Raw genomic sequence first — 18,933 nt, forward strand, 5'->3', positions numbered from 1 at the left:
CCAGGGATGACCATTCAGGCAAAATTGTTGTGTTCGATTGCAGCGTCGGCTGTCGCGGCATTGGTGGCGAGCGCGCCGGCGCAGGCACTGACCGCACAGGAGTGCAGCGCAAAATATCAGGCGGCCAAGAAGGATGGCTCGCTCGGCACCATGAAGTGGAATGACTTCCGCAAGGCCCAATGCGGTGCAGACGCAACGCCAGCCGCTGCGCCCACCGCAGCTGCTCCGGCTGCGCCCGCCGCTCCTGCCGAACCGAAGCAGGCGAAGAAGGAAGCCGCGCCCGCCGCCGCGCCGACGCTGCCCGCTGGACCTGCGATCTATCCGAACGCGGTCGATCCGAAATACGCCAAGGAGACCCCCGGCAAGGCGCGGCTCCACACCTGCGTCGACCAGTACAATGCCAACAAGGCCACAAATGGCAATGGCGGCTTGAAGTGGATCCAGAAGGGCGGCGGCTATTACAGCGAATGCACCAAGAAGCTGAAGGGCGCAGCCGCCTGAGCTTCGAAAGCAATGCGATGGCCGGGGCAAAGCTCCGGCCATTTCGCTTAGTCGAGCAGCTTCTCGGCCGATTTGGCCACAAGCTGCGAGCGCTTGCGCGGCCCGCGCTCGACGAACAAGAGGCTTTGGCCGAAGATGAAGCAGTAGAACAGGAAGGCCTGCGCCTCGGCCTCCTCGGCGGCAAGGCCGGTCGCGCGATAGAGCTCGGCGACGTGCTTGAGCCGCGCGGCATCCACGCTCGCCACCGCCGCCGCCGGGCCCTCATCCGAACGGGCCCATTGCCGGATCGCGAGCTCGATCGCCATGCCCTCCGGATTGAGCCGCTCGGAATAGAGCTGGATTAACGCTTTCAGCCGCTCGCGGGGCTCTTGTCCGTCGAGACTCGTCTGCTGCGCGATCGCCGTGGCGCGTCCCTCGCGCCAGCGTTCCAGAATCGCTTCGAGCAGTGCGGCGCGGTCGGCGAAGCGGCGGTAGAAGCCGCCCTTGGTGACGCCGAGGTTCTTGGCGAGCACCTCCACCCGCACGCCCTCGACGCCCGAGCGGGCGAGCTCGGTGAACCCTGCCTCGACCCAGACATCGCCCTTGCCGTCGCTCATGAAGAAAGCCTCGCCGGTTCTTGATACGGTGCCGTATTGCTAGCGCGGTGGAGCTCTGATACGCTACCGTATCAACACGAAGGCGGAAGAAAAGGATAAGGCGGGGAGGCGTGAACGACGATGGCATTCAAGCCGAAAAACCCGGATTATCGAGCTGCGGCCACGGCGATGTTCGCGGCCCAGCCGGCGATGCACACGCTTGGTATCTCGATCATTCATCTCGGCCCGGGCGAGGTGGAGCTGGCGATGCCGCATTCGGCTGCCTTCACGCAGCAGAACGGATTTGTCCATGCCGGTATCATCACCGCAGGCCTCGACAATGCCTGCGGCGTCGCCGCGTTCACCCTGATGCCGCGTCAAGCGGACATCCTCACCGTCGAATTCAAGACCACGCTGCTCGCACCTGCTCGCGGCGCGCGCTTTGTCTTCAAAGCCGCGGTGGTCAAACCCGGCCGCACGCTGACCTTCTGCGAAGCCAGGGCCTTTGCCGAGCATGAGGGCAAGGCGACGCTGATCGCTTCCATGACCGGCACGCTGATGGCGATGCTGCCGCGCGACGCGGCGTCGCCAACGCCAGCCGCAATCCACGCATAGCATGGCGATGACATCGCGCCCGCGACGCTCTATATGAGCCGTAACAACTCTCGGTCGCGGATCGTATTTGCAGCGATGGGACCGAAACGGGACGAGATATGGCTGGATTTGGCAATAAGGGCCTAGTGCCGACGCGGCGCGCGGCGTTGACGTTGATCGGGGCAGGCGCCTTGGCGGCTGGTGGGATCACTTTCGCCCGCGCCGCCGTCAATGACGACGAGGTGCTGACCGAATCCAAGGTGTTGCGTGATCCCGACACGCCGGTTGCCGGCAATCCCGACGGCAACATCACCATTGTCGAATGGTCCGATTATAATTGTCCCTATTGCCGCAAGCTCGAGCCTGAGCTGCGCCAAGTCGTCCAGGACGACGGCAAGGTGAGGCTGGTGATGAAGGATTGGCCGATCCTCGGGCCGGTCTCGGTCACGGCGGCGCGGACCGCGCTGGCGGCGAAATTCCAGGACAAATACCATCAGGCCCACGACGCCATGATGGGCGTCAGCTCGCGCCTGACCGAGCCGCGCATCAACGAGATTCTTGCTGGCGCCGGTGTCGACATGGACCGCCTGAAGCGCGATCTCGCCGGCCACGCCAAGGACATCGACGCCATCCTCAAGCGCAACAACGAGCAGGCCGAAGCCTTCGGCTTCCGAGGCACGCCGTCCTTCATCGTCGGCAAATACCGCGTACCCGGCGTGCTGAGCATGAACGAGTTCGAGCAGGTCATTGCCGACGCGCGCAAGGCCAAGATGAACTGAGCCAGGCGATAGTCATCACCCGACACAAAGGCGCCGCCGCGGAGTTCGCGACGGCGCCTTGTTCATGATACCGCGTCGCTACTTCGACGAGATCCGGACCCAGTCCTTGTGCGCGCGGTCCCGCAGCGCGTCCCAATCGGCCTTGGCGACATCCCAGTTCACGATGGTGCGATTGGTGATCGCGACCTCGCCATTGGCGACCGACGACGTCTGCATGGAATCATAGACGTAGACCCCGCCCGCAAGCAGCAGCGCGCCGAGGATCATTCCGAAAACAGTCTGCATGGCGAACCTCCGGTGACGAGCGATAACGTCGGTGCGGAGCGATTGTTCCGCGGCGGTGCGGCGCGGGTAAGGACGGATCGTTCATGTCCTATTCAGCCAGTCCAGCAGCTCCGCGTTGATCTCGCGCGGATAGGTGTGACTGAGGTCGTCGATCTCCCGATAGGTGACGTCGGCGCCGGCGGCAGAGAGCCTCGCCTGCGTCTGCCGTGCGGTCTGCACCGGAAACATCCAGTCGAGCTTGCCGTGGGTGATGAAGACCGGCAGGCGCTGGAGGCGCTTGGCGTTCGCCACCTCCGCCATCAGCGGGTGGAAGGTCGCCGACACCGGCGCAAGATGGGTAAAGGGCGAAGCGCCGTCGAGTCCGGTGACGTAGCAGAAGGTGCCGCCGTCGCTCATGCCGGTCAGCAGCATGCGCGAGGCATCGACCGTCCAGCGGCTGCGCACGGTCTCGAGGATGCGCATGAGATTCGGCGTGTCGGCATCATCGCCCATTAGCGCCCATGTCGGGCCGGTTGCGGTCGGCGCTACCAGGATTGCGCCGAGGCTGCGCGCATCGCGCAACCAGCTCCACAGGAAACCGCGCCCGTTGCCGCTGCCGCCATGCAGCGCCATCACCAGCGGCATGGCCCGATCGGGCGTGTAATATTCGGGCACATAGACCGAGAAGCCGCCGCGGCTGCCCGGCTCGTTGTGATCATGGAAGATGCCGGTATTTTCGCTAGCGCCACCTTCGAGCCGGGACAACAGGTCGGCACTTCCGCGATTGGCAGCGTTGAGAAAGAAGCTGCTCACGGGAGGAAACTGCACCGCCAGCGGATAGAGCGCCTCTTGCGCGCGCGGCAGGTGGCGCAGCGCGCGGAACACGGCGACGAGGTCGCCATTGCCGCGCTCGACCTCGCGGATCCCGGCAAAGGCGGCGAGCGTCTCGTTGCAAGCGCGATCGAGCCGCTCGCGCAGCCCGGCGAACTGCTCCGGCCAGTCGCCGATCGCTGCCCGCGCCGCTTGCAGCGCCTCGTCCGGCGAGCCGATCGCGTTCATCACCGAGGCGAAGGCTGGCGGGTGCAGATGCCGCTGGAAGAAGCCGAGCGCCTCCAGCGCATTGAGCAGCGGCGGCAGCACGGCCACGATGTCGTCCACCACGGCCTCGGTCATAACCACTTCCTCAAGCCTTGCGTCAGTGCAGCTGCGGCGCCTTCAGGAGCTTGAAGCGGTCGGTCGAGGTCACCGTGACGTCGAAGGTGACGCCTTCATGGTGCACGGTGAGCGGCACGTCGACGCCGGCGGCGCCGAGCGCCCACATTTTCCGATAGAAGTCGGTCTGGCTCGTGACCTTCTCGCCGTTCACGGCGAGGATGACATCGCCGGTCTTGAGCTCGGCGCGCGCGGCCGGGCCGTTGGCGGAGATGCCGATCACCACCACGCGGTTATCGATCTCGGTCGAGTAGAGCCCGAGCCAAGGCCGCGCCGGCTTGTTTACGCGGCCGAACTTGCGCAGGTCGTCGAGGATCGGCTTCAAGAGGTCGATCGGCACGATCATGTTGACGTGCTCGGCCTTGCCGTCGCGTTCGCGCTCGAGCTGGAGTGAGCCGATGCCGATCAACTCGCCGCGTTCGTTGAGAAGCGCGGTGCCGCCCCAGTTCGGATGTGCGGGATAGGTAAAGATGGCCTCATCTAGCAGATATTCCCAATAGCCGGCGAATTCCTGCTTGGCCACGATTTGGCTCGCAACCGAGCGCGTGCGGCCGCCGGCGCCGCCGACCACGACGCGATCGCCGATCCGCGATTCCGCCGAGGTGCCGAGCGGCAAGGGTTCGACGTCGAGCTGGCCGAGCGCCTGCACGAGGCCGAAGCCGGTGACGGAATCGAAGCCGAGCGCATGGCCTTCGACCACGCGTCCGTCGGCCAGGTGCAGCCATACGGATTCCGCCTCGGTGATGAGGTAGCCGATTGTGAGCACCAGCCCGTCGTCGATCACGACGCCGTTGCCGGCGCGTTCGGTGCCCAGCGTCTCGGCGCTGAAGGCGTCGGGCGGGATGATGGCGTGCAGGCCGACGACGGACGCGAGCGCGCGGTCGAGATCGAAACCATAATCGCTTGCACGCGGCTGATTGGCCGGTGGCACTCTCCATTCGGTCAGTGCGGGCATGGAGTTCTCCTGGCTGAGAGCATCGCTCCGCCGTCGCCGGGGGAACGAGGCGCGAAGCACGCATAATTTAGGCCGGAGGACGCCGTCTTGAAAGCCTCGTTCCCAACTATTCCAGAGAACGCCGCGTGAAATCTTCGAAAGGCATAACGACGGTTCGTGCGCAGGTGACAGCCGGCCCTTTGATCCGGCAGCCGTCGCATGGCTGGTGTCCGGCGAGGTGCTAGGCGCGGTGCAATGAAGCTGCTAACCATTGCCGCTTCGTTTGACCAGGGATCACGGATCGAAGCATGGATAACCGCAGCGACATCTGGCGTGGCGTCGACACGATCAAGGCGCGTTTCATCGACCTCAGCGATAAGATCTGGGGCACGCCCGAGGTGTGCTACACCGAGGCGCGGTCCGCCGCCGAGCATCTCGCCGAGCTGCGTCATCAGGGTTTCCGCATCACCGAGAATCTCGCCGGCATCCCGACTGCGCTGATGGGCGAGTGGGGCGAAGGCGGTCCGGTCATTGCCTTCATGGGTGAATATGACGCGCTGCCGGGGTTGAGCCAGGAGGCGGGTGTCGCCGAGCACCGTCCGATCGAGGTCGGTGGCCATGGCCATGGCTGCGGTCACAATCTGCTCGGTTCCGCTGCGCTGCTCGCCGCGACGGCGGTGAAGGACTGGCTCGCCGAGAACAAGGTGCCCGGCCGCGTGCGCTATTACGGCTGCCCCGCAGAGGAAGGTGGCGCGGCAAAGGCCTTCATGGTGCGCTCGGGTGCGTTCGAAGATGCCGACATCGCCATCACTTGGCATCCGCACAGTTTCTGGGAAGTGGCGGTCACGCCCTCGCTCGCCAACACGCGCGCGGATTTCATCTTCACCGGTCGCACCTCGCATGCGGCGGCCTCGCCGCATCTGGGCCGTTCTGCGCTCGACGCGGTGGAATTGATGAACGTCGGCGTGAACTACATGCGCGAGCACATGCCGAGCGATGCGCGCGTTCACTACGCCTTGCTCGACACCGGCGGCATCGCGCCCAACGTGGTGCAGGCCCATGCACGGGTGCGCTATTCGATCCGTGCCCGCGATCTTCCCGGCATGAACGAGCTGGTCGAGCGCGTGTCCAAGATCGCTCAGGGCGCGGCGCTGATGACCGAGACCAAGATGGAAATGAAGATCATCTCCGCGGTCTCCAACATCCTGCCGAATACCCCGCTGGAGCAGGCGCTGCACCGTGTCATGGAAGACCTCGGACCGCCGCATTTCGACGACGCGGACAAGGGCTTTGCCAGCCAGATTCGTGCGACGCTGACCGACAAGGACATTGCGTCAGTTTACTACGCGATCGGAATGGAGCCCACCGATCGGCCGCTGGCCGACTTCCTGGTGCCGCTGGATGCCAAGCGCAACCCGCTGGTCGGTTCGACCGACGTGGGCGACGTGAGCTGGGTGGTTCCGACCGTGCAGGTTCACGCACCGACGGTTGCAATCGGCACGCCCTTCCACACTTGGCAGGTGGTGGCGCAGGGCAAGAGCCCGCATGCCCACAAGGCGATGGTGCAAGCCGCCAAGGCGATGGCCGGGCTCGGTATCAAGGCGCTGACGGAACCGGAGCTGATCAAGTCTGCCAAGGCGGATCTTCAGAGGCGGACGGCCAAGACGCCTTACGTCTGTCCGTTGCCGGACCATGTCGCGCCGCCGCTCGATATGTCGGTGACGTAGAGCATCGATACTTAGTCTGATCCGACGAACAAATTTTCCGCAGTGCAGCGCGCAATCCAGCATGTTTTGATGCTGGATTGCCGAATGGATGGGCTCACGGAAGGCAGTTCTGCCCAACGGACAGCCAGAAGACCGTTTGCATACATACGGTCCCAGTTGACGCGCCCCCCATTCGGTGTGCCATCTACTGCCAGCTAATTGGGCGGCAGCTCTGACCGCCGTCGTCATCACGATAGGAACCAGACGGGGGACAACCATGCTGGATAAAGAACTGCGTTCGATGATCGGCCAGGTGAAGGACGGGCGGATGGATCGCCGCGGCTTCATCCAGCACATGGCCGCGGTCGGTCTCACCGCTCCTCTGGCCAATCAGATCCTCGCGCTCGGCGGCGTCGCTATGGCCGAGGGCGCCTCGACCTACAAGCCGACCAAGCGAGGCGGCGGCGGCGCATTGAAGCTGTTGTGGTGGCAGGGCCCGACCCTGCTCAATCCGCACTTCGCCACCGGCACCAAGGACCAGGACGGCTCGCGCCTGTTCTACGAGCCGCTCGCCTCCTGGGACCCCGACGGCAACATGAAGCTGGTTCTTGCGGCAGAGATTCCCTCGATCCAGAACGGCGGGCTCGCCGCCGACGGTAAATCGGTGACCTGGAAGCTCAAGCCCGGCGTCAAATGGCACGATGGCAAGCCGTTCACTGCCGACGACGTTGTGTTCAACTGGGAATATGCAAGCGATCCCGCCACCGCAGCAGTCACCATCGGCACCTACCGCGACATCAAGGTCGAAAAGATCGATGATCTCACGGTACGCCTCCTTTTCGCCAAGCCGACCCCCTTCTGGGCCGATGCTTTCGTCGGCGCACCGAACTGCATCATCCCCAAACATCTTTTTGCGGACTACAAGGGCGCCAAATCCCGCGAGGCGCCGAACAACCTGTCACCCGTCGGCACCGGTCCGTACAAGTTCGTGGAATTCAAGCCCGGCGATCTCGTGCGCGGTGTGATCAATTCCGACTACCACATGCCCAACCGCCCCTACTTTGATACGCTTGAGATGAAGGGCGGCGGCGATGCCGTTTCGGCGGCGCGCGCGGTGATCCAGACCGGCGAATACGATTTCGGTTACAACATCCAGGTCGAAGATGACGTGCTGCTGCGCTTGGAAAAGGGCGGCAAGGGCAAGGCGGTCTACGCCGTGGGGGGTGACACCGAGTTCATCGCGCTCAATTTCACCGATCCAAACACCGAGATCGATGGCGAACGCTCTTCGATCAAGACCAAGCACCCGCTGTTCTCCGATCCGGCCGTGCGCAAGGCGCTGTCCATGCTGGTCGATCGCGAGTCGGTCAAAAAGGCCATCTACGGCCGCGCCGGCCGCACGACCGCTAATTTCCTCAACGGTCCCGAGAAATTCGTGTCCAAGAACAACACTTGGGAATTCAGCGTCGAGAAGGCGGCGAAACTTCTTGATGACGCCGGCTGGAAGCCCGGCGCGGACGGCATCCGCGAGAAGGACGGCAAGAAGCTGAAGCTGCTGTACCAGACCTCGATCAACGGACCGCGCCAGAAGACTCAGGCGATCGTCAAGCAAGCCTGCCAGAAGGCTGGCATCGATGTCGAACTCAAATCCGTTGTCGCCTCCGTGTTCTTCTCCTCGGACGTCGGCAATCCCGACACTTATCCGAAGTTCTATGCGGACCTGGAGATGTTCCAGATTCCCATGAGCCAGCCGGATCCTTCGCAGCACATGCGCCGCTATACGTCGGACAGGGTGTCAACCAAGGAGAACAAGTGGCAGGGCACCAATTTTCCGCGTTGGGTCAACAAGGACTACGACGGGATCATCGCAGCGGCGGAAGCCGAAATGGACCCGATCAAGCGCGCCGCGCTGTACATCAAGGCCAATGATCTCTTGATTCAGGAGGTCGTATTCATCCCCGTGCAGCATCGCCTCAAGGTGGAAGCCGCGGCCAACAACCTCGTCTGCATCGTTAGCGGTTGGGCCAACGAGACCGACAACCTGTTCGATTGGTACCGGGAGGCATGATCGCGCGGGCGTAAACGGATTTCCCTATGAGCCAATACGTTCTGCGTCGCCTGCTGATCGCGATTCCGAGCCTGCTCGGAATCTCGGTCGTGCTGTTCGTCGTGCTCGCGCTCGCCCCCGGCGATCCGTTCTCCGAACTGGCGACCAATCCGAACGTGCCGCCCGAAGTGCAGGCGGCACTTCGGGCCAAGTTCGGCCTCGACGATCCGATTCACCTTCGCTACCTGCATTGGCTCAACGCCATGCTGCACGGCGACTGGGGCTTCTCCTTCGTCAGCCGGATGAACGTCGACACGCTGATCCTCCAGCGCCTGCCCGCGACCCTCTACGTGATCGGCTCGGCGCAGATCCTTGCGCTCCTGATCGCGATTCCCGTCGGCGTGTACGCGGCGACCAGGCCATATTCGCTGTTCGACCAGATCGCGAATACGCTCGCCTTCGTCGGCTTTTCGCTGCCGACCTTCTTCACGGGCATCCTGTTCATCCTGATCTTCTCGGTCACGCTCGACTGGCTGCCCTTCGTCTACACCACCGACATCAAGGGCACGGGAATCCACTGGGTGCTGGAGATGATCCGCCAGGCGATCATGCCGGTGGCGGTGCTCGGCCTGTTCCAGGCGGCCTCGATGACGCGCTTCGTGCGCTCGGCGATGCTCGACGTGATCCGGCTCGACTATGTCACCACGGCGCGCGCCAAGGGCCTCGGACAAACCAAAGTCATCGTCAAGCACGTGATGCGCAACGCCATGATCCCGGTCGTGACGCTCATTGCGTTGCAGATGCCGGCGGTGTTCGGGGGCGCCATCGTCACCGAGCAGATCTTCCGCATTCCGGGCATCGGCTCGCTGCTGATCTCCTCGATCCTGTCCAACGACACGCCGGTGGTGATGGCCGTCACCTTCGTGTTCGCTTGCCTCGTCGTGCTGTTCAATCTCATCGCGGACATCCTTTATGGCTGGCTTGACCCTCGCATCTCCTTCCGCTGAGCGGCGCGTTTACTCGCCCTGGCGGGAGACGTGGCGGCGCTATAGTCGCCACAAGCTCGCTGTAGTCAGTGCGTTCCTGCTCCTCGTCCTGATCCTGGCGGTGGTGATTGGCCCCTTCGTCTGGCGGGTCAAGATCGACGACATCGACATCGTCGCGGGTATGCAGGGCCCGTCGCTGGCCCATCCTTTCGGCACCGACGATCTCGGCCAGGACATCCTGGCCCGCATGATCTATGGCGGGCGCATCTCGCTCGCGGTCGGTCTCGCCGCAATGCTGGTCTCGGTCTTTGTCGGTGTGCTGATCGGCGCGCTCGCCGGCATGTCGCGCGGTGCGCTCGGTCATGGGCTGATGTGGCTCACCGATCTCTTTTTGTCGCTGCCGCAATTGCCGCTCCTGCTGTTGCTCATCTATCTCTTCCGCGACGGGCTGAAAGCCGCGTTCGGCCCAGAGGGCGGCATCTTTATTCTGATCGTGCTCGTGATCGGCGGCCTCCGCTGGATGCCGGTGGCGCGCCTCGTGCGCGCGCAGTTCCTGTCGATCCGCGAGAAAGAATTCGTCGAGGCCGCGCGAGCGCTCGGCGCCAGTCCAGTGCGGCAGGTGGTGCGCCACATCCTGCCCAATGCGCTCGGCCCCGTGATCATCGCCGGCACCATCGACGTCGCTGCCGCCATCATCGCTGAATCGACGTTGTCGTTCCTCGGCCTCGGCTTTCCGCCGGATACCCCGACCTGGGGGCGGCTGCTGTATGACGCCAAGGATTTTCTCGACATCGGCCCGCATTGGGCGCTGTTCCCGGGCGGCGCGATCTTCATCGCGGTGGTCGCCATCAACTTCATTGGTGACGGCTTGCGTGACGCGCTCGATGCGCGACGGGTGATCTGATGCCGCCACTGCTCGAAATCAAGGGTCTGAAAACCCACTTCTCCACCGACGACGGCATCCTCCAGGCCGTCGACGGCGTCGACATCTCCGTCAATCGCGGCGAGACGCTCTGCGTCGTCGGCGAGTCCGGCTGCGGCAAGACCGTGACGGCGATGTCGATCCTGAAACTGATCGCTATGCCGCCGGGCCGGATCGCGGCCGGCCAGATCATCTTCGAGGGCCGCGATCTCGTCCCTTTGACGAGCAATCAGCTTGACGAGGTTCGCGCCAAGGAGATCGGCTTCATCTTCCAGGAGCCGATGACCTCGCTCAATCCGGTGCTCACCATCGGCGAGCAGATTGCCGAGAGCCTGCGGCGGCACGAAGCGGTAACCAAGAAGCAGGCGCTCGAGCGCACCATCGAGATGCTGAAGCTGGTGCAGATCCCGAACGCCGAAGGCCGCGTGCACAACTATCCGCACCAGTTCTCCGGCGGCATGCGCCAGCGCGTGATGATCGCGATGGCGCTCGCCTGCAAGCCGAAGCTGATCATCGCCGACGAGCCGACAACCGCGCTGGACGTCACCATCCAGGCCCAGATCCTCGACCTGCTCCAGGACATGAAGGACCGCTTCGGCATGGCGGTGATGCTGATCACCCATGCGATGGGTGTCGTCGCCGAAACCGCGCAGCGTGTCGTCGTAATGTATGCCGGCAAGGTGGTGGAGGAGGCGCTCGTCGACGACCTGTTCGGCGATCCCCGCCATCCCTATACGCAAGGGTTGATCCGCTCGATCCCGCGCATCGATCTCGACAGCGAGCACAAGACGCGGCTGGAGGCGATCGGCGGCTCGGTGCCGATCTTGATCAATCCGCCGGTTGGCTGCCGCTTTGCCCCGCGCTGCAAGTTCGCCATGAACGTCTGCACCGAGAAAGAGCCGCTGCTGCGCGAGATCGCGCCCGGGCATCGCGTGGCCTGCCACTTGGGAGATACCACTCTGGGAGGCGCGGCATGAGCCAACCGTTGCTGCGCGTCAGCGGCCTGAAGAAACATTTTCCCGTGCTCGGCGGTCTGCTGTCGCGCCAAGTTGGCACCGTCTACGCGGTCGACGGCGTGTCTTTCTCCGTCAATCGCGGCGAGACGCTCGGCCTCGTCGGCGAGTCCGGCTGCGGCAAGTCCACGACGGGGCGTTGCGTGCTGCGCCTGATCGAGCCGACAGACGGCGAGGTCACCTTCGACGGCCAGGACGTGCGTAAGCTCGGCGGCAACGATCTGCGCGCGATGCGGCGGAACATGCAGCTCGTATTCCAGGATCCGTTCGCCTCGCTCAATCCGCGCATGACAGTCGGTGCGATCCTCGGCGAGGCCTTCACCATCCACAATCTCGCCTCGTCCGCGAAAGAGCGCGAGGAGCGCGTCGCGGGTCTCCTGGTCAAGGTTGGGCTCAAGGCCGAGCACATGCGGCGCTACCCGCACGAGTTCTCCGGCGGCCAGCGCCAGCGCATCGTGATCGCGCGGGCGCTCGCGGTCGAACCGAAGCTGATCGTCTGCGATGAGCCGGTCTCCGCGCTCGACGTGTCGATACAGGCGCAAGTGATCAACCTGTTGGAAGATCTGCAGGCCGAGCTGAACCTCACCTATCTGTTCGTCGCGCACGATCTCTCTGTCGTCGAGCACATCTCCGATCGCGTCGCGGTGATGTATCTCGGCCGCATCGTCGAGCTCGCGAAGGCGAGCGATCTTTACCGCAACCCGCAGCATCCCTACACCAGGGCACTTCTGTCCGCGGTGCCGGTGCCCGATCCCAAGTTCAAGCGCGAACGCATCCGCCTCAAGGGCGACGTGCCGAGCCCGATGAAGCCGCCATCCGGCTGCCACTTCCACACCCGTTGTCCGATCGCCCAGCCGCGCTGTGCGGAAAGCGCGCCGGAGCTGAGGGAAGGGGCGGGCGGGCACTTCGTGGCGTGCCATCTGGCTTGATGCCGCCGGAAGGCGGAGCGCGAGTCATTCGTGAAGCAGGCCGTGCTCCGAAAGGGCCTGCTTGAAAGCCTGCACCGACGTATGGTGATGCGCGGAGAGACCCGCCTCGCGCGCGCCGGCAACATTGGCCGCGACATCGTCGACGAACAGGGCCGTCTCCGGCCTCACGTTGAGCTCGGACAGGCAGAGGCGGTAGCAGCGCGGGTCCGGCTTCGCCGTCTTGAACTGGGCCGAGGTGTAGATTCGAGCGCCGAACAGCGGGCGCAGGTCCGGCAGCAGAGTGTCGATATGGTCAGCGACCAGCGTGGTGTTGTTGGTCAGGACGGCAATGTCGACGGTTTTGCGCAAGCTGCCGGCAATCTCCAGCATCGCGCGTTTGGCCTGCATTGAACGGCGCCGCGCCTCGACCCATTCGTCGAGCGACAGGGAATAGCCTATGCGCTCGCCGAACCCGCGCAGATAGTCTGAAGCGTCGAGCGCGCCAGTGTCGCCGAGAAACTCGAATCCGGATTCCCAGATCGCCTTGTAGACGGCTTCACTCGTGATCCCGGCCAGCTCCGCAAGAAAGGCGACGCGCTTTTCCCTCTCGTAGTCACAGAGGACGTTGTCCATGTCGAAAAGGACAAGCTTAATCTCGCCAGTCACCGCAGCACTCTCGGATCGGCCGAACATCCGGCCGCGGTGCAAATCATATCCCGTCCGAACCCGACGGACAAATCCAGAGGAGAGGTCGTCACGCGCTCTTGGCCGGCCACGGAACGACCCGTCCCGACATCACCAGCCGGTCACGGCCGCTGTCCTTGGCTGCGTAGAGCGCGCGGTCGGCGGCCGCGACCAGCGTGCTGCAATCCATCGTGGTTTGGGACGGAAGAGCCGTCGCGCCGCCAACGCTCGCAGTCACCAGCCGGGAAGGTGGATTCTGTGCATGCAGCATGCCGAGACCGTGCAGCGCCTGGCGAATCCCTTCGCCGACCTCGGCGCAGCCATCCGGGCCGGTGTTCGGCAACAGCACGGCGAATTCCTCGCCGCCGTAGCGCGCGGCGAGGTCGGCCGGGCGCTTGGCCTGGGCGGACAGGATCCTGCCGAGCGCGCGCAGGCAGGCGTCGCCCGCCTGATGTCCGTAATGATCGTTGAACTTCTTGAAATGATCGACATCGACCAGCAGCAGCGAGAGCTGCGTGCCGTCGCGCCGGGCGCGCGCCCATTCATCGGCGAGACGTTCGTCGAATGTGCGTCGGTTGGCGAGGCCGGTAAGGCCGTCGGTCGTTGCGAGCGAGGCGAGTTTGTCCTGAAGGTCCTTCTGCTCGGTCATGTCGCGCACCACCGCGACGACGCCGTCGATGGCACCACTGTCCGAGGCAAGGGTCACGTGCAGCGCCGCCTCGGCCCAGATCTCGCCCTTGTCGCGATGACGCTGGCGATAGACGAACCGCGCTTCCTCGGCTTCGCCATTCTTCAGCGCGATGATCGCCTGCTCGACCCGTTGCATGTCGTCCGTGTGAATGCCGGCCAGGGCCGACGTGTCCAGCAGTTCCTCGGCGGACCAGCCGGTGATGCGCGCGCATGAGGGAGAGACGTAGAGCAGCCGGTTATCGAGCCCGATCCGGGTCACCATGTCGCTGGATTGCTCGGCCAGCAGGCGGAAATTCGCTTCCTTGGCAACCAAGGCCTGGGCCATGAGCTGCCGCTGCACCAGCTGACGGACCAAGTAGAAGCCGATCACCGCGATCAGCAGAACGAGGCCGAGGACGAAGGTTATGCGCGCGGCCGCCGCGCGTCGCCAGGGCGCCAGCACGTCATCTTGCGACTTGCTCGCCAGCACCATCAGCGGATAGCGGCTGCTGCGCTGGTAGTAGCTCAGCCGCTCCACGCCATCGAGCGGCGACTTGAAATAGTAGACCGAGGCGGCGGGGCGGCTTTTCCAGCTTCTGAACAGGGGCGCATTGGACAGGTTGCGTCCAACGAAGGCGCCGCTCTCGTCGCGACTGCGCGCCAGCATGATGCCACTATTGTTGAGCAGCGATGCCGAGCCGTTCGGACCGATGTCGAACCGCTCGTAGAACTTGACGAAATAGCTGACGTCGATCGTGAGCAGGGCAACGCCGGCGAAGCCGCCGTCGGAATCGTTGATCCGGCGGGATGCGGTGATGATCCATTGGCCGCCGGCTCTGCTCTTGACGGGCGGTCCGATCAGCGTGCCGGTCGCAGGCGAGTCGCGATGGTGGCGGAAATAACTCCGATCGCTGTTGTTGAGGTTGGAAAAGTCGAGGCGTTCAGTCGTGGCAAGCCAGCGGCCGGTCGCGTCGTAGACGAAGATGCCGCGGATGCGGTCCGATGATTTGCGTGTCGGCAGATAAGCCTGGAGTTTCGCAATCGTGTCCGGACCCGTCCCGTCGATTTCGAGCCGATGGACCAGCCCGACCAGGATCGTATCGACGAGCTCGAATGTATCGTCCGCGTGCTGGATCAGCGAATGCGCCAGATTGGTGACGTCGACTTCGGCTGCCCTGAGATCGGCATTGCGCGCTTCCCATTCGCGCCAGGCGCTCAAGCCGAGGATCGCCACGCAAGTCAGCGCGACGAAACTCGCCGCCCAGAGCGGAAGGCGCGTCTTGCCGAGTTCGCGGCTCGTGACCATCAGGCTTGCTCCAAATCGGCGCAAACCTCTCACTTTGGCCTTAACGGCCTGTTGCAACTTCTGCGATGATTTTGTGCGTCCGTAGTCAACCGGACGGGTCGCCGAGATCTTGACCGACTCTGCTCGGCGATTGTTAACCACCTTCGCCGCAGCGTGACGGCCTCATCCTGCGTCCGCCGCGTCATCCTTCCAGCGTGAAGCCAACGCGCAGCGTGACCTGATAATGACGGACAGTGCCGTTCTCGATGTGGCCGCGCGTCTGCACCACCTCGAACCATTTCATCTCGCGAACGGTCTTGGCGGCGCGGCCGATCGCGTTCTGGATCGCATCCTCGATCGAGGTCTCGGATGATCCGACCAGTTCCAGGATCTTATAGACGTGATCATGTTCGGCTGTGGGCATGACTGCTCTCCCTGGCGCTACAGCGGGTTCGGATATGCATCTCGCGAGGCAACTTGGGTTGGCGAGACAAAACGGGCCTCACTCTGAACCGACTCCGGCGCTTCGGGTTCCATGCTCGCCCGGCGCGCGCAGCGGATCTGGAGTTATCCTGCGAGGTGCGTAGTTTGATGCTGTACCGATGCTGGCCGTGCTCCCTGCCACAACATCTTCAACAGCAGCGCAAGCAGGGCCATCATGGCGAGGCCGGCGATGGCGGGCGTGAAGTGCTGGCTGGAATCGGCCTTCGGCCCGAACTGCACTGTGAGCCGCGCCGACTGCAATAATCCGTAGGCGCCTGCGAGCAGGATCAGGCCGTACATCACACCGCGCTCGCGCGCGCTCGCCAGCTTAGCGAGATCGGGCAGCATCAGGGCGAGACCGATCCCGAGCACCGGCAGATCGTAATCATAGGCATAGGGGCTGACCATCACCGACGCCGTCGCGACGACACCGAGCGCGAATGCGGCCGAGGCGCCACGTGCCCGGTGGAGGAAGACGGCGAGCACGACAGCGAATAACGCGATGCAGGCAAGGCTCGCCTGCCCCCAGAATGCAAAGCTGGCGGAGACGCCGGCCTTGTAGAGCGCCGCGTAAGCCGAGATCATGCGAAACAGCGGATAAAAGCCCTGCTCGAGATAGCTCGCCGATTCCCTGATCGCGCCGAGCCAGGCGGTCCAGATCTGCCAACCGAACAGGAGCGTGCACAGGAGCGAGCTCGCCAGCACCACGGCTGTGGCGGCCGCGAGCGCCGCCCAGCGTCGCGTCGCCAGCAAATAGATGCCCAGGGCAACAGCGAGATGCGGCTTGATCACCATGGCCCCGAGCGCCAGGCCCGAGAACAGCGGTCGCCGCTCGAGGTTGAGGCAGACGAGCCCGATCAGCGCGCCGGTGAGAAAGCCGTTCTGCCCGCAGCCGATGGTGATCGCCAGTGCCGGAAACAGGATCACCAGCACTTGCGCCAGATTATTACCTGCGATCCTTCGCAGCGTCAGGAGATAGAGCACGAGCGTCGCCGCGGTGAACAACAGATAACTGATGCCGACCGGCAGGAATGCGAAAGGCGCCACCAGAAGATCGTATTGCGGCGGATAGGTCCAAGGCATGAAGCCGGTCATGCCGCCGGCCGCCTCCGCCTGCATCTTCAGCAGCGCCTCGAAATGATAGACCTGGTCGAGATCGCCGCCCCAGACGCGCTGCGCGACGATGTGAAAGGCGTCGAAGTCGGCGAGCTCGCGGTTCGCCCAGGCGCCGAAGCGCCCGAACCAGCAGGCCTTGAAGGCGACGATCGCCATCAGCGCCGCGAGCACGAAGCGCACGTAGGCAATCGGCTTCGAAGGCGAGGACTGAATCGCTTCCAGCGTCGCGGCGAACATGAATGGCAGCCTCATGGTAGCCGGACGGAGGCCGCCGGCCATGCCAAGATGGCCCGCAGAGGCTTAAAGGATGGTAACGAAGCGGAAAGGATTGTTGCCGGCGCCGGAGCGCAGTTCGGTGATCCGCAAACGCTAGCGGGACGCGGGACCAGACGTCCACGCTACGGGTCCAGCTCCGTATCCCAGTAAAGATAGTCGAGCCAGCTGTCGTGCATAGAGTTCGGCGGGAATCTGCGGGCAAGCCAAAGCAGCCGGCCACCGTAGTTAACAATGAACTGACGCAATCGATCAGAATCGAAGGCGCCGAAAATCCAGGATTAAGCACTTGTACCGTATGGTCAGTCAGACTGACGGCGGTCCTCGCACAGACCGCGCTTTGACTGGGGGAGCCGTGTGACGGTCATCGTTGGTGATTTCGATCGCCTGAAAGAGGTGCGCGGGTCATCGCCTGAGCGCGTGGGCGCTGTGTGGAGAAGCCCTTCAACGATCGCCGTACTGCTTTGGCTGTCGCTATTTGCGGCGGCGATCATCGTCAGCGTGGTTCTCTGCGACTTCAGGCTCGTATTCACGCTTGACGACGCCTATATCCATCTTGCGGTCGCGGATCAAATTCTCTCAGGTGGCTACGGCATCAACGCTGGGGAATATTCGTCGCCCAGCTCGTCGGTTGTGTGGCCATATATTCTGGCACTGACCGAGGCGATGCATCTCGGCGTTTTCGGTCCGCTGCTGATCAATGCGGTCGCCGCGTGTGCGACAGTTTTCGCCCTGCTGCGCCTGTTCGAAACGAGTCGGCTGCTCGATGCGGGTCCACTTACCTGCGTGATCGTGCCGCTTCTCATTTTCAACACCAGTGCCGTCGCGCTACCCATGACCGGCATGGAGCACAGCGTTCACGTTTGGGCATCTGTCGTGACCTTTGCTGGCCTTGCCGGGGCGGCGCGCAAATCCACGCCAACCTCGCTGCATTTTCTCGCTCTGGTGCTTCTTCCCTTGATCCGCTTCGAAGGGGCAGCATTCGCCTGTGCCGCGACTGCCGGTTTTGCGATGCTTGGTTACAGACGCTTTGCCGCCGGCGCGGCATTTGTCATCATCATCAGCTTGCTGGGTTATTGCGCGCTGATGTCGTCGCGTGGCCTGCCGCTTCTGCCGAGTTCGGTGCTGTTGAAGGGATATCTCGCCAACCTCGATGAGACCGCAGCCTCATTTCGGGCGATTGTCAACAACGTGCTGCGGAGCTTGACGAGCGTCTATGGCCTGCGGCTGACCATGCTTGGGCTTGCAGTTGCGATCTGCGCGAACTGGCTGCGCGCAGATCGCGAAGCGCTGATTGTTCTTCTGACCGTCATAGCTGCCATCGGTGCGCATCTGGTCTTTGGCCAATACGGCTGGCTCAACCGGTATGAGGTCTACATCATGGCGCTCGCGACGGCTGCGCTATTATGGGCTGCCGGGCAGGTGAGGCCGCATCTCTCGGCGTTGCGGTGGTCGATTGCGAAGGTCGTCCTGGCTTTCGGGCTTGGCACTGCAGCCATGCCGTACGTGACAGCGGCGATAGTCTCGCCGATCGCGGCAAGCGATATCTACGAACAGCAATATCAATTGGCTCGCTTTGCCCGTTCATTCTACAGGCATGCGGTCGGGGTCAACGATTTGGGTCTGCTCGCCTACGGCAATACCGATTACGTGCTCGATCTCTGGGGCCTTGGTTCGGAGGACGTACGCAAGGCGAGGATCGCGGGGGAGTACGGGCCGCCCGAGATGGCGGCTCTCGCGAGCAAGCATGTGGTCGGCCTGGTGATGATCTATGATGCCTGGTTTCCGAAGGGGGTACCTGCGGACTGGACAAAGGTCGCCGTCCTCGAGACAAAGACCGTGACGCTGTCGCAAAGAAACGTCGCATTCTATCGAACGCCACTGGGCAACGAGGCGGAAGTGACCTCAGCGCTTCATGCATTCAGCACGACGCTTCCGCCGCGGGACACGCTGCACATCATTGCGCCGTAGCGCCGTGCGAG

18 protein-coding genes and 1 pseudogene are annotated in these 18,933 nt (G+C 63.7%); 10 read left to right on the forward strand and 9 right to left on the reverse strand.

The features are described from left to right. The first annotated feature begins 6 nt into the window (after window positions 1–6). Window positions 7–501: a hypothetical protein gene (locus tag IVB12_RS11775; protein WP_247299010.1), complete on the forward strand. Its 495-nt coding sequence runs from the start codon at window positions 7–9 to the stop codon at window positions 499–501. Window positions 502–548: 47 nt separating this feature from the next. Here IVB12_RS11775 and IVB12_RS11780 read toward each other — a convergent pair whose 3' ends face one another. Beyond that, entirely contained in the window at window positions 549–1,097 is a 549-nt protein-coding gene (locus IVB12_RS11780) for a TetR/AcrR family transcriptional regulator (protein ID WP_247299011.1), read from the reverse strand. Window positions 1,098–1,217: 120 nt separating this feature from the next. Between IVB12_RS11780 and IVB12_RS11785 the strand changes: the two genes are divergently transcribed. Next, the gene (locus IVB12_RS11785; protein WP_247299013.1) at window positions 1,218–1,691 is read left to right on the forward strand and encodes a PaaI family thioesterase; all 474 of its coding nucleotides are present in this window, start codon (window positions 1,218–1,220) and stop codon (window positions 1,689–1,691) included. A 98-nt stretch (window positions 1,692–1,789) separates the two neighbouring features. Continuing rightward, window positions 1,790–2,449, forward strand: a complete 660-nt coding sequence (locus tag IVB12_RS11790; RefSeq protein WP_247299014.1) for a DsbA family protein — start codon at window positions 1,790–1,792, stop codon at window positions 2,447–2,449. Between the two features lie 78 nt (window positions 2,450–2,527). Here the strand turns inward: IVB12_RS11790 and IVB12_RS11795 are convergent, their stop codons facing one another. From IVB12_RS11795 to IVB12_RS11805, 3 genes are all read right to left on the reverse strand, one after another. Beyond that, window positions 2,528–2,734, reverse strand: coding sequence for a hypothetical protein (locus IVB12_RS11795; RefSeq protein ID WP_247299016.1), 207 nt, complete (start codon window positions 2,732–2,734; stop codon window positions 2,528–2,530). An 81-nt stretch (window positions 2,735–2,815) separates the two neighbouring features. Continuing rightward, on the reverse strand, window positions 2,816–3,886 hold the full coding sequence (locus IVB12_RS11800; RefSeq protein ID WP_247299018.1) for a phospholipase: 1,071 nt from the start codon (window positions 3,884–3,886) through the stop codon (window positions 2,816–2,818). 22 nt (window positions 3,887–3,908) lie between these two features. Beyond that, window positions 3,909–4,880, reverse strand: a complete 972-nt coding sequence (locus IVB12_RS11805; protein ID WP_247299020.1) for a S1C family serine protease — start codon at window positions 4,878–4,880, stop codon at window positions 3,909–3,911. 287 nt (window positions 4,881–5,167) lie between these two features. Here IVB12_RS11805 and IVB12_RS11810 point away from each other — a divergent pair, with 287 nt between their 5' ends. From IVB12_RS11810 to IVB12_RS11835, 6 genes are all read left to right on the forward strand, one after another. Beyond that, window positions 5,168–6,586 carry a M20 family metallopeptidase gene (locus tag IVB12_RS11810; RefSeq protein WP_247299022.1) on the forward strand — a complete coding sequence of 473 codons (1,419 nt, stop codon included), beginning with the start codon at window positions 5,168–5,170 and terminating at the stop codon, window positions 6,584–6,586. 256 nt (window positions 6,587–6,842) lie between these two features. Continuing rightward, window positions 6,843–8,633, forward strand: a complete 1,791-nt coding sequence (locus tag IVB12_RS11815) for a peptide ABC transporter substrate-binding protein (protein WP_247299023.1) — start codon at window positions 6,843–6,845, stop codon at window positions 8,631–8,633. Window positions 8,634–8,659: 26 nt separating this feature from the next. Further along, window positions 8,660–9,619 (forward strand): ABC transporter permease, encoded by a 960-nt coding sequence (locus IVB12_RS11820; protein ID WP_247279718.1) that lies wholly within the window; start codon window positions 8,660–8,662, stop codon window positions 9,617–9,619. Further along, entirely contained in the window at window positions 9,585–10,502 is a 918-nt protein-coding gene (locus tag IVB12_RS11825; RefSeq protein ID WP_247279717.1) for an ABC transporter permease, read from the forward strand. Before IVB12_RS11820 ends, IVB12_RS11825 begins: the two co-directional genes overlap by 35 nt. Further along, window positions 10,502–11,497 (forward strand): ABC transporter ATP-binding protein, encoded by a 996-nt coding sequence (locus IVB12_RS11830; protein ID WP_247299026.1) that lies wholly within the window; start codon window positions 10,502–10,504, stop codon window positions 11,495–11,497. The genes IVB12_RS11825 and IVB12_RS11830 overlap by 1 nt, the downstream gene beginning before the upstream one ends. Further along, the gene (locus IVB12_RS11835) at window positions 11,494–12,462 is read left to right on the forward strand and encodes a dipeptide ABC transporter ATP-binding protein (protein ID WP_247279715.1); all 969 of its coding nucleotides are present in this window, start codon (window positions 11,494–11,496) and stop codon (window positions 12,460–12,462) included. The genes IVB12_RS11830 and IVB12_RS11835 overlap by 4 nt, the downstream gene beginning before the upstream one ends. A gap of 24 nt (window positions 12,463–12,486) precedes the next feature. On the opposite strand, the gene IVB12_RS11840 is transcribed toward IVB12_RS11835, so the two are convergent. The 5 genes and pseudogenes from IVB12_RS11840 to IVB12_RS11860 form a co-directional block, all read right to left on the reverse strand. Next, a complete protein-coding gene (locus tag IVB12_RS11840) occupies window positions 12,487–13,134 on the reverse strand; it encodes an HAD family phosphatase (RefSeq protein WP_247299028.1) in 648 nt (215 codons plus the stop codon). Between the two features lie 61 nt (window positions 13,135–13,195). Beyond that, entirely contained in the window at window positions 13,196–15,100 is a 1,905-nt protein-coding gene (locus tag IVB12_RS11845) for a sensor domain-containing diguanylate cyclase (RefSeq protein ID WP_247299030.1), read from the reverse strand. A gap of 181 nt (window positions 15,101–15,281) precedes the next feature. After that, window positions 15,282–15,503 (reverse strand): dodecin, encoded by a 222-nt coding sequence (locus IVB12_RS11850; RefSeq protein ID WP_247279712.1) that lies wholly within the window; start codon window positions 15,501–15,503, stop codon window positions 15,282–15,284. 143 nt (window positions 15,504–15,646) lie between these two features. Beyond that, complete coding sequence (locus IVB12_RS11855; RefSeq protein ID WP_247299033.1) at window positions 15,647–16,915, reverse strand: glycosyltransferase family 87 protein; 1,269 nt, start codon at window positions 16,913–16,915, stop codon at window positions 15,647–15,649. Window positions 16,916–17,076: 161 nt separating this feature from the next. Beyond that, a pseudogene (locus IVB12_RS11860) lies at window positions 17,077–17,151 on the reverse strand (HNH endonuclease); the annotation flags it as partial. A gap of 157 nt (window positions 17,152–17,308) precedes the next feature. Here IVB12_RS11860 and IVB12_RS11865 point away from each other — a divergent pair. Continuing rightward, window positions 17,309–18,922 carry a hypothetical protein gene (locus IVB12_RS11865; RefSeq protein WP_247299035.1) on the forward strand — a complete coding sequence of 538 codons (1,614 nt, stop codon included), beginning with the start codon at window positions 17,309–17,311 and terminating at the stop codon, window positions 18,920–18,922. Window positions 18,923–18,933 lie beyond the last annotated feature (11 nt).

Source organism: Bradyrhizobium sp. 179 (genome assembly GCF_023073535.1).
Classification (GTDB): Bacteria; Pseudomonadota; Alphaproteobacteria; order Rhizobiales; family Xanthobacteraceae; genus Bradyrhizobium.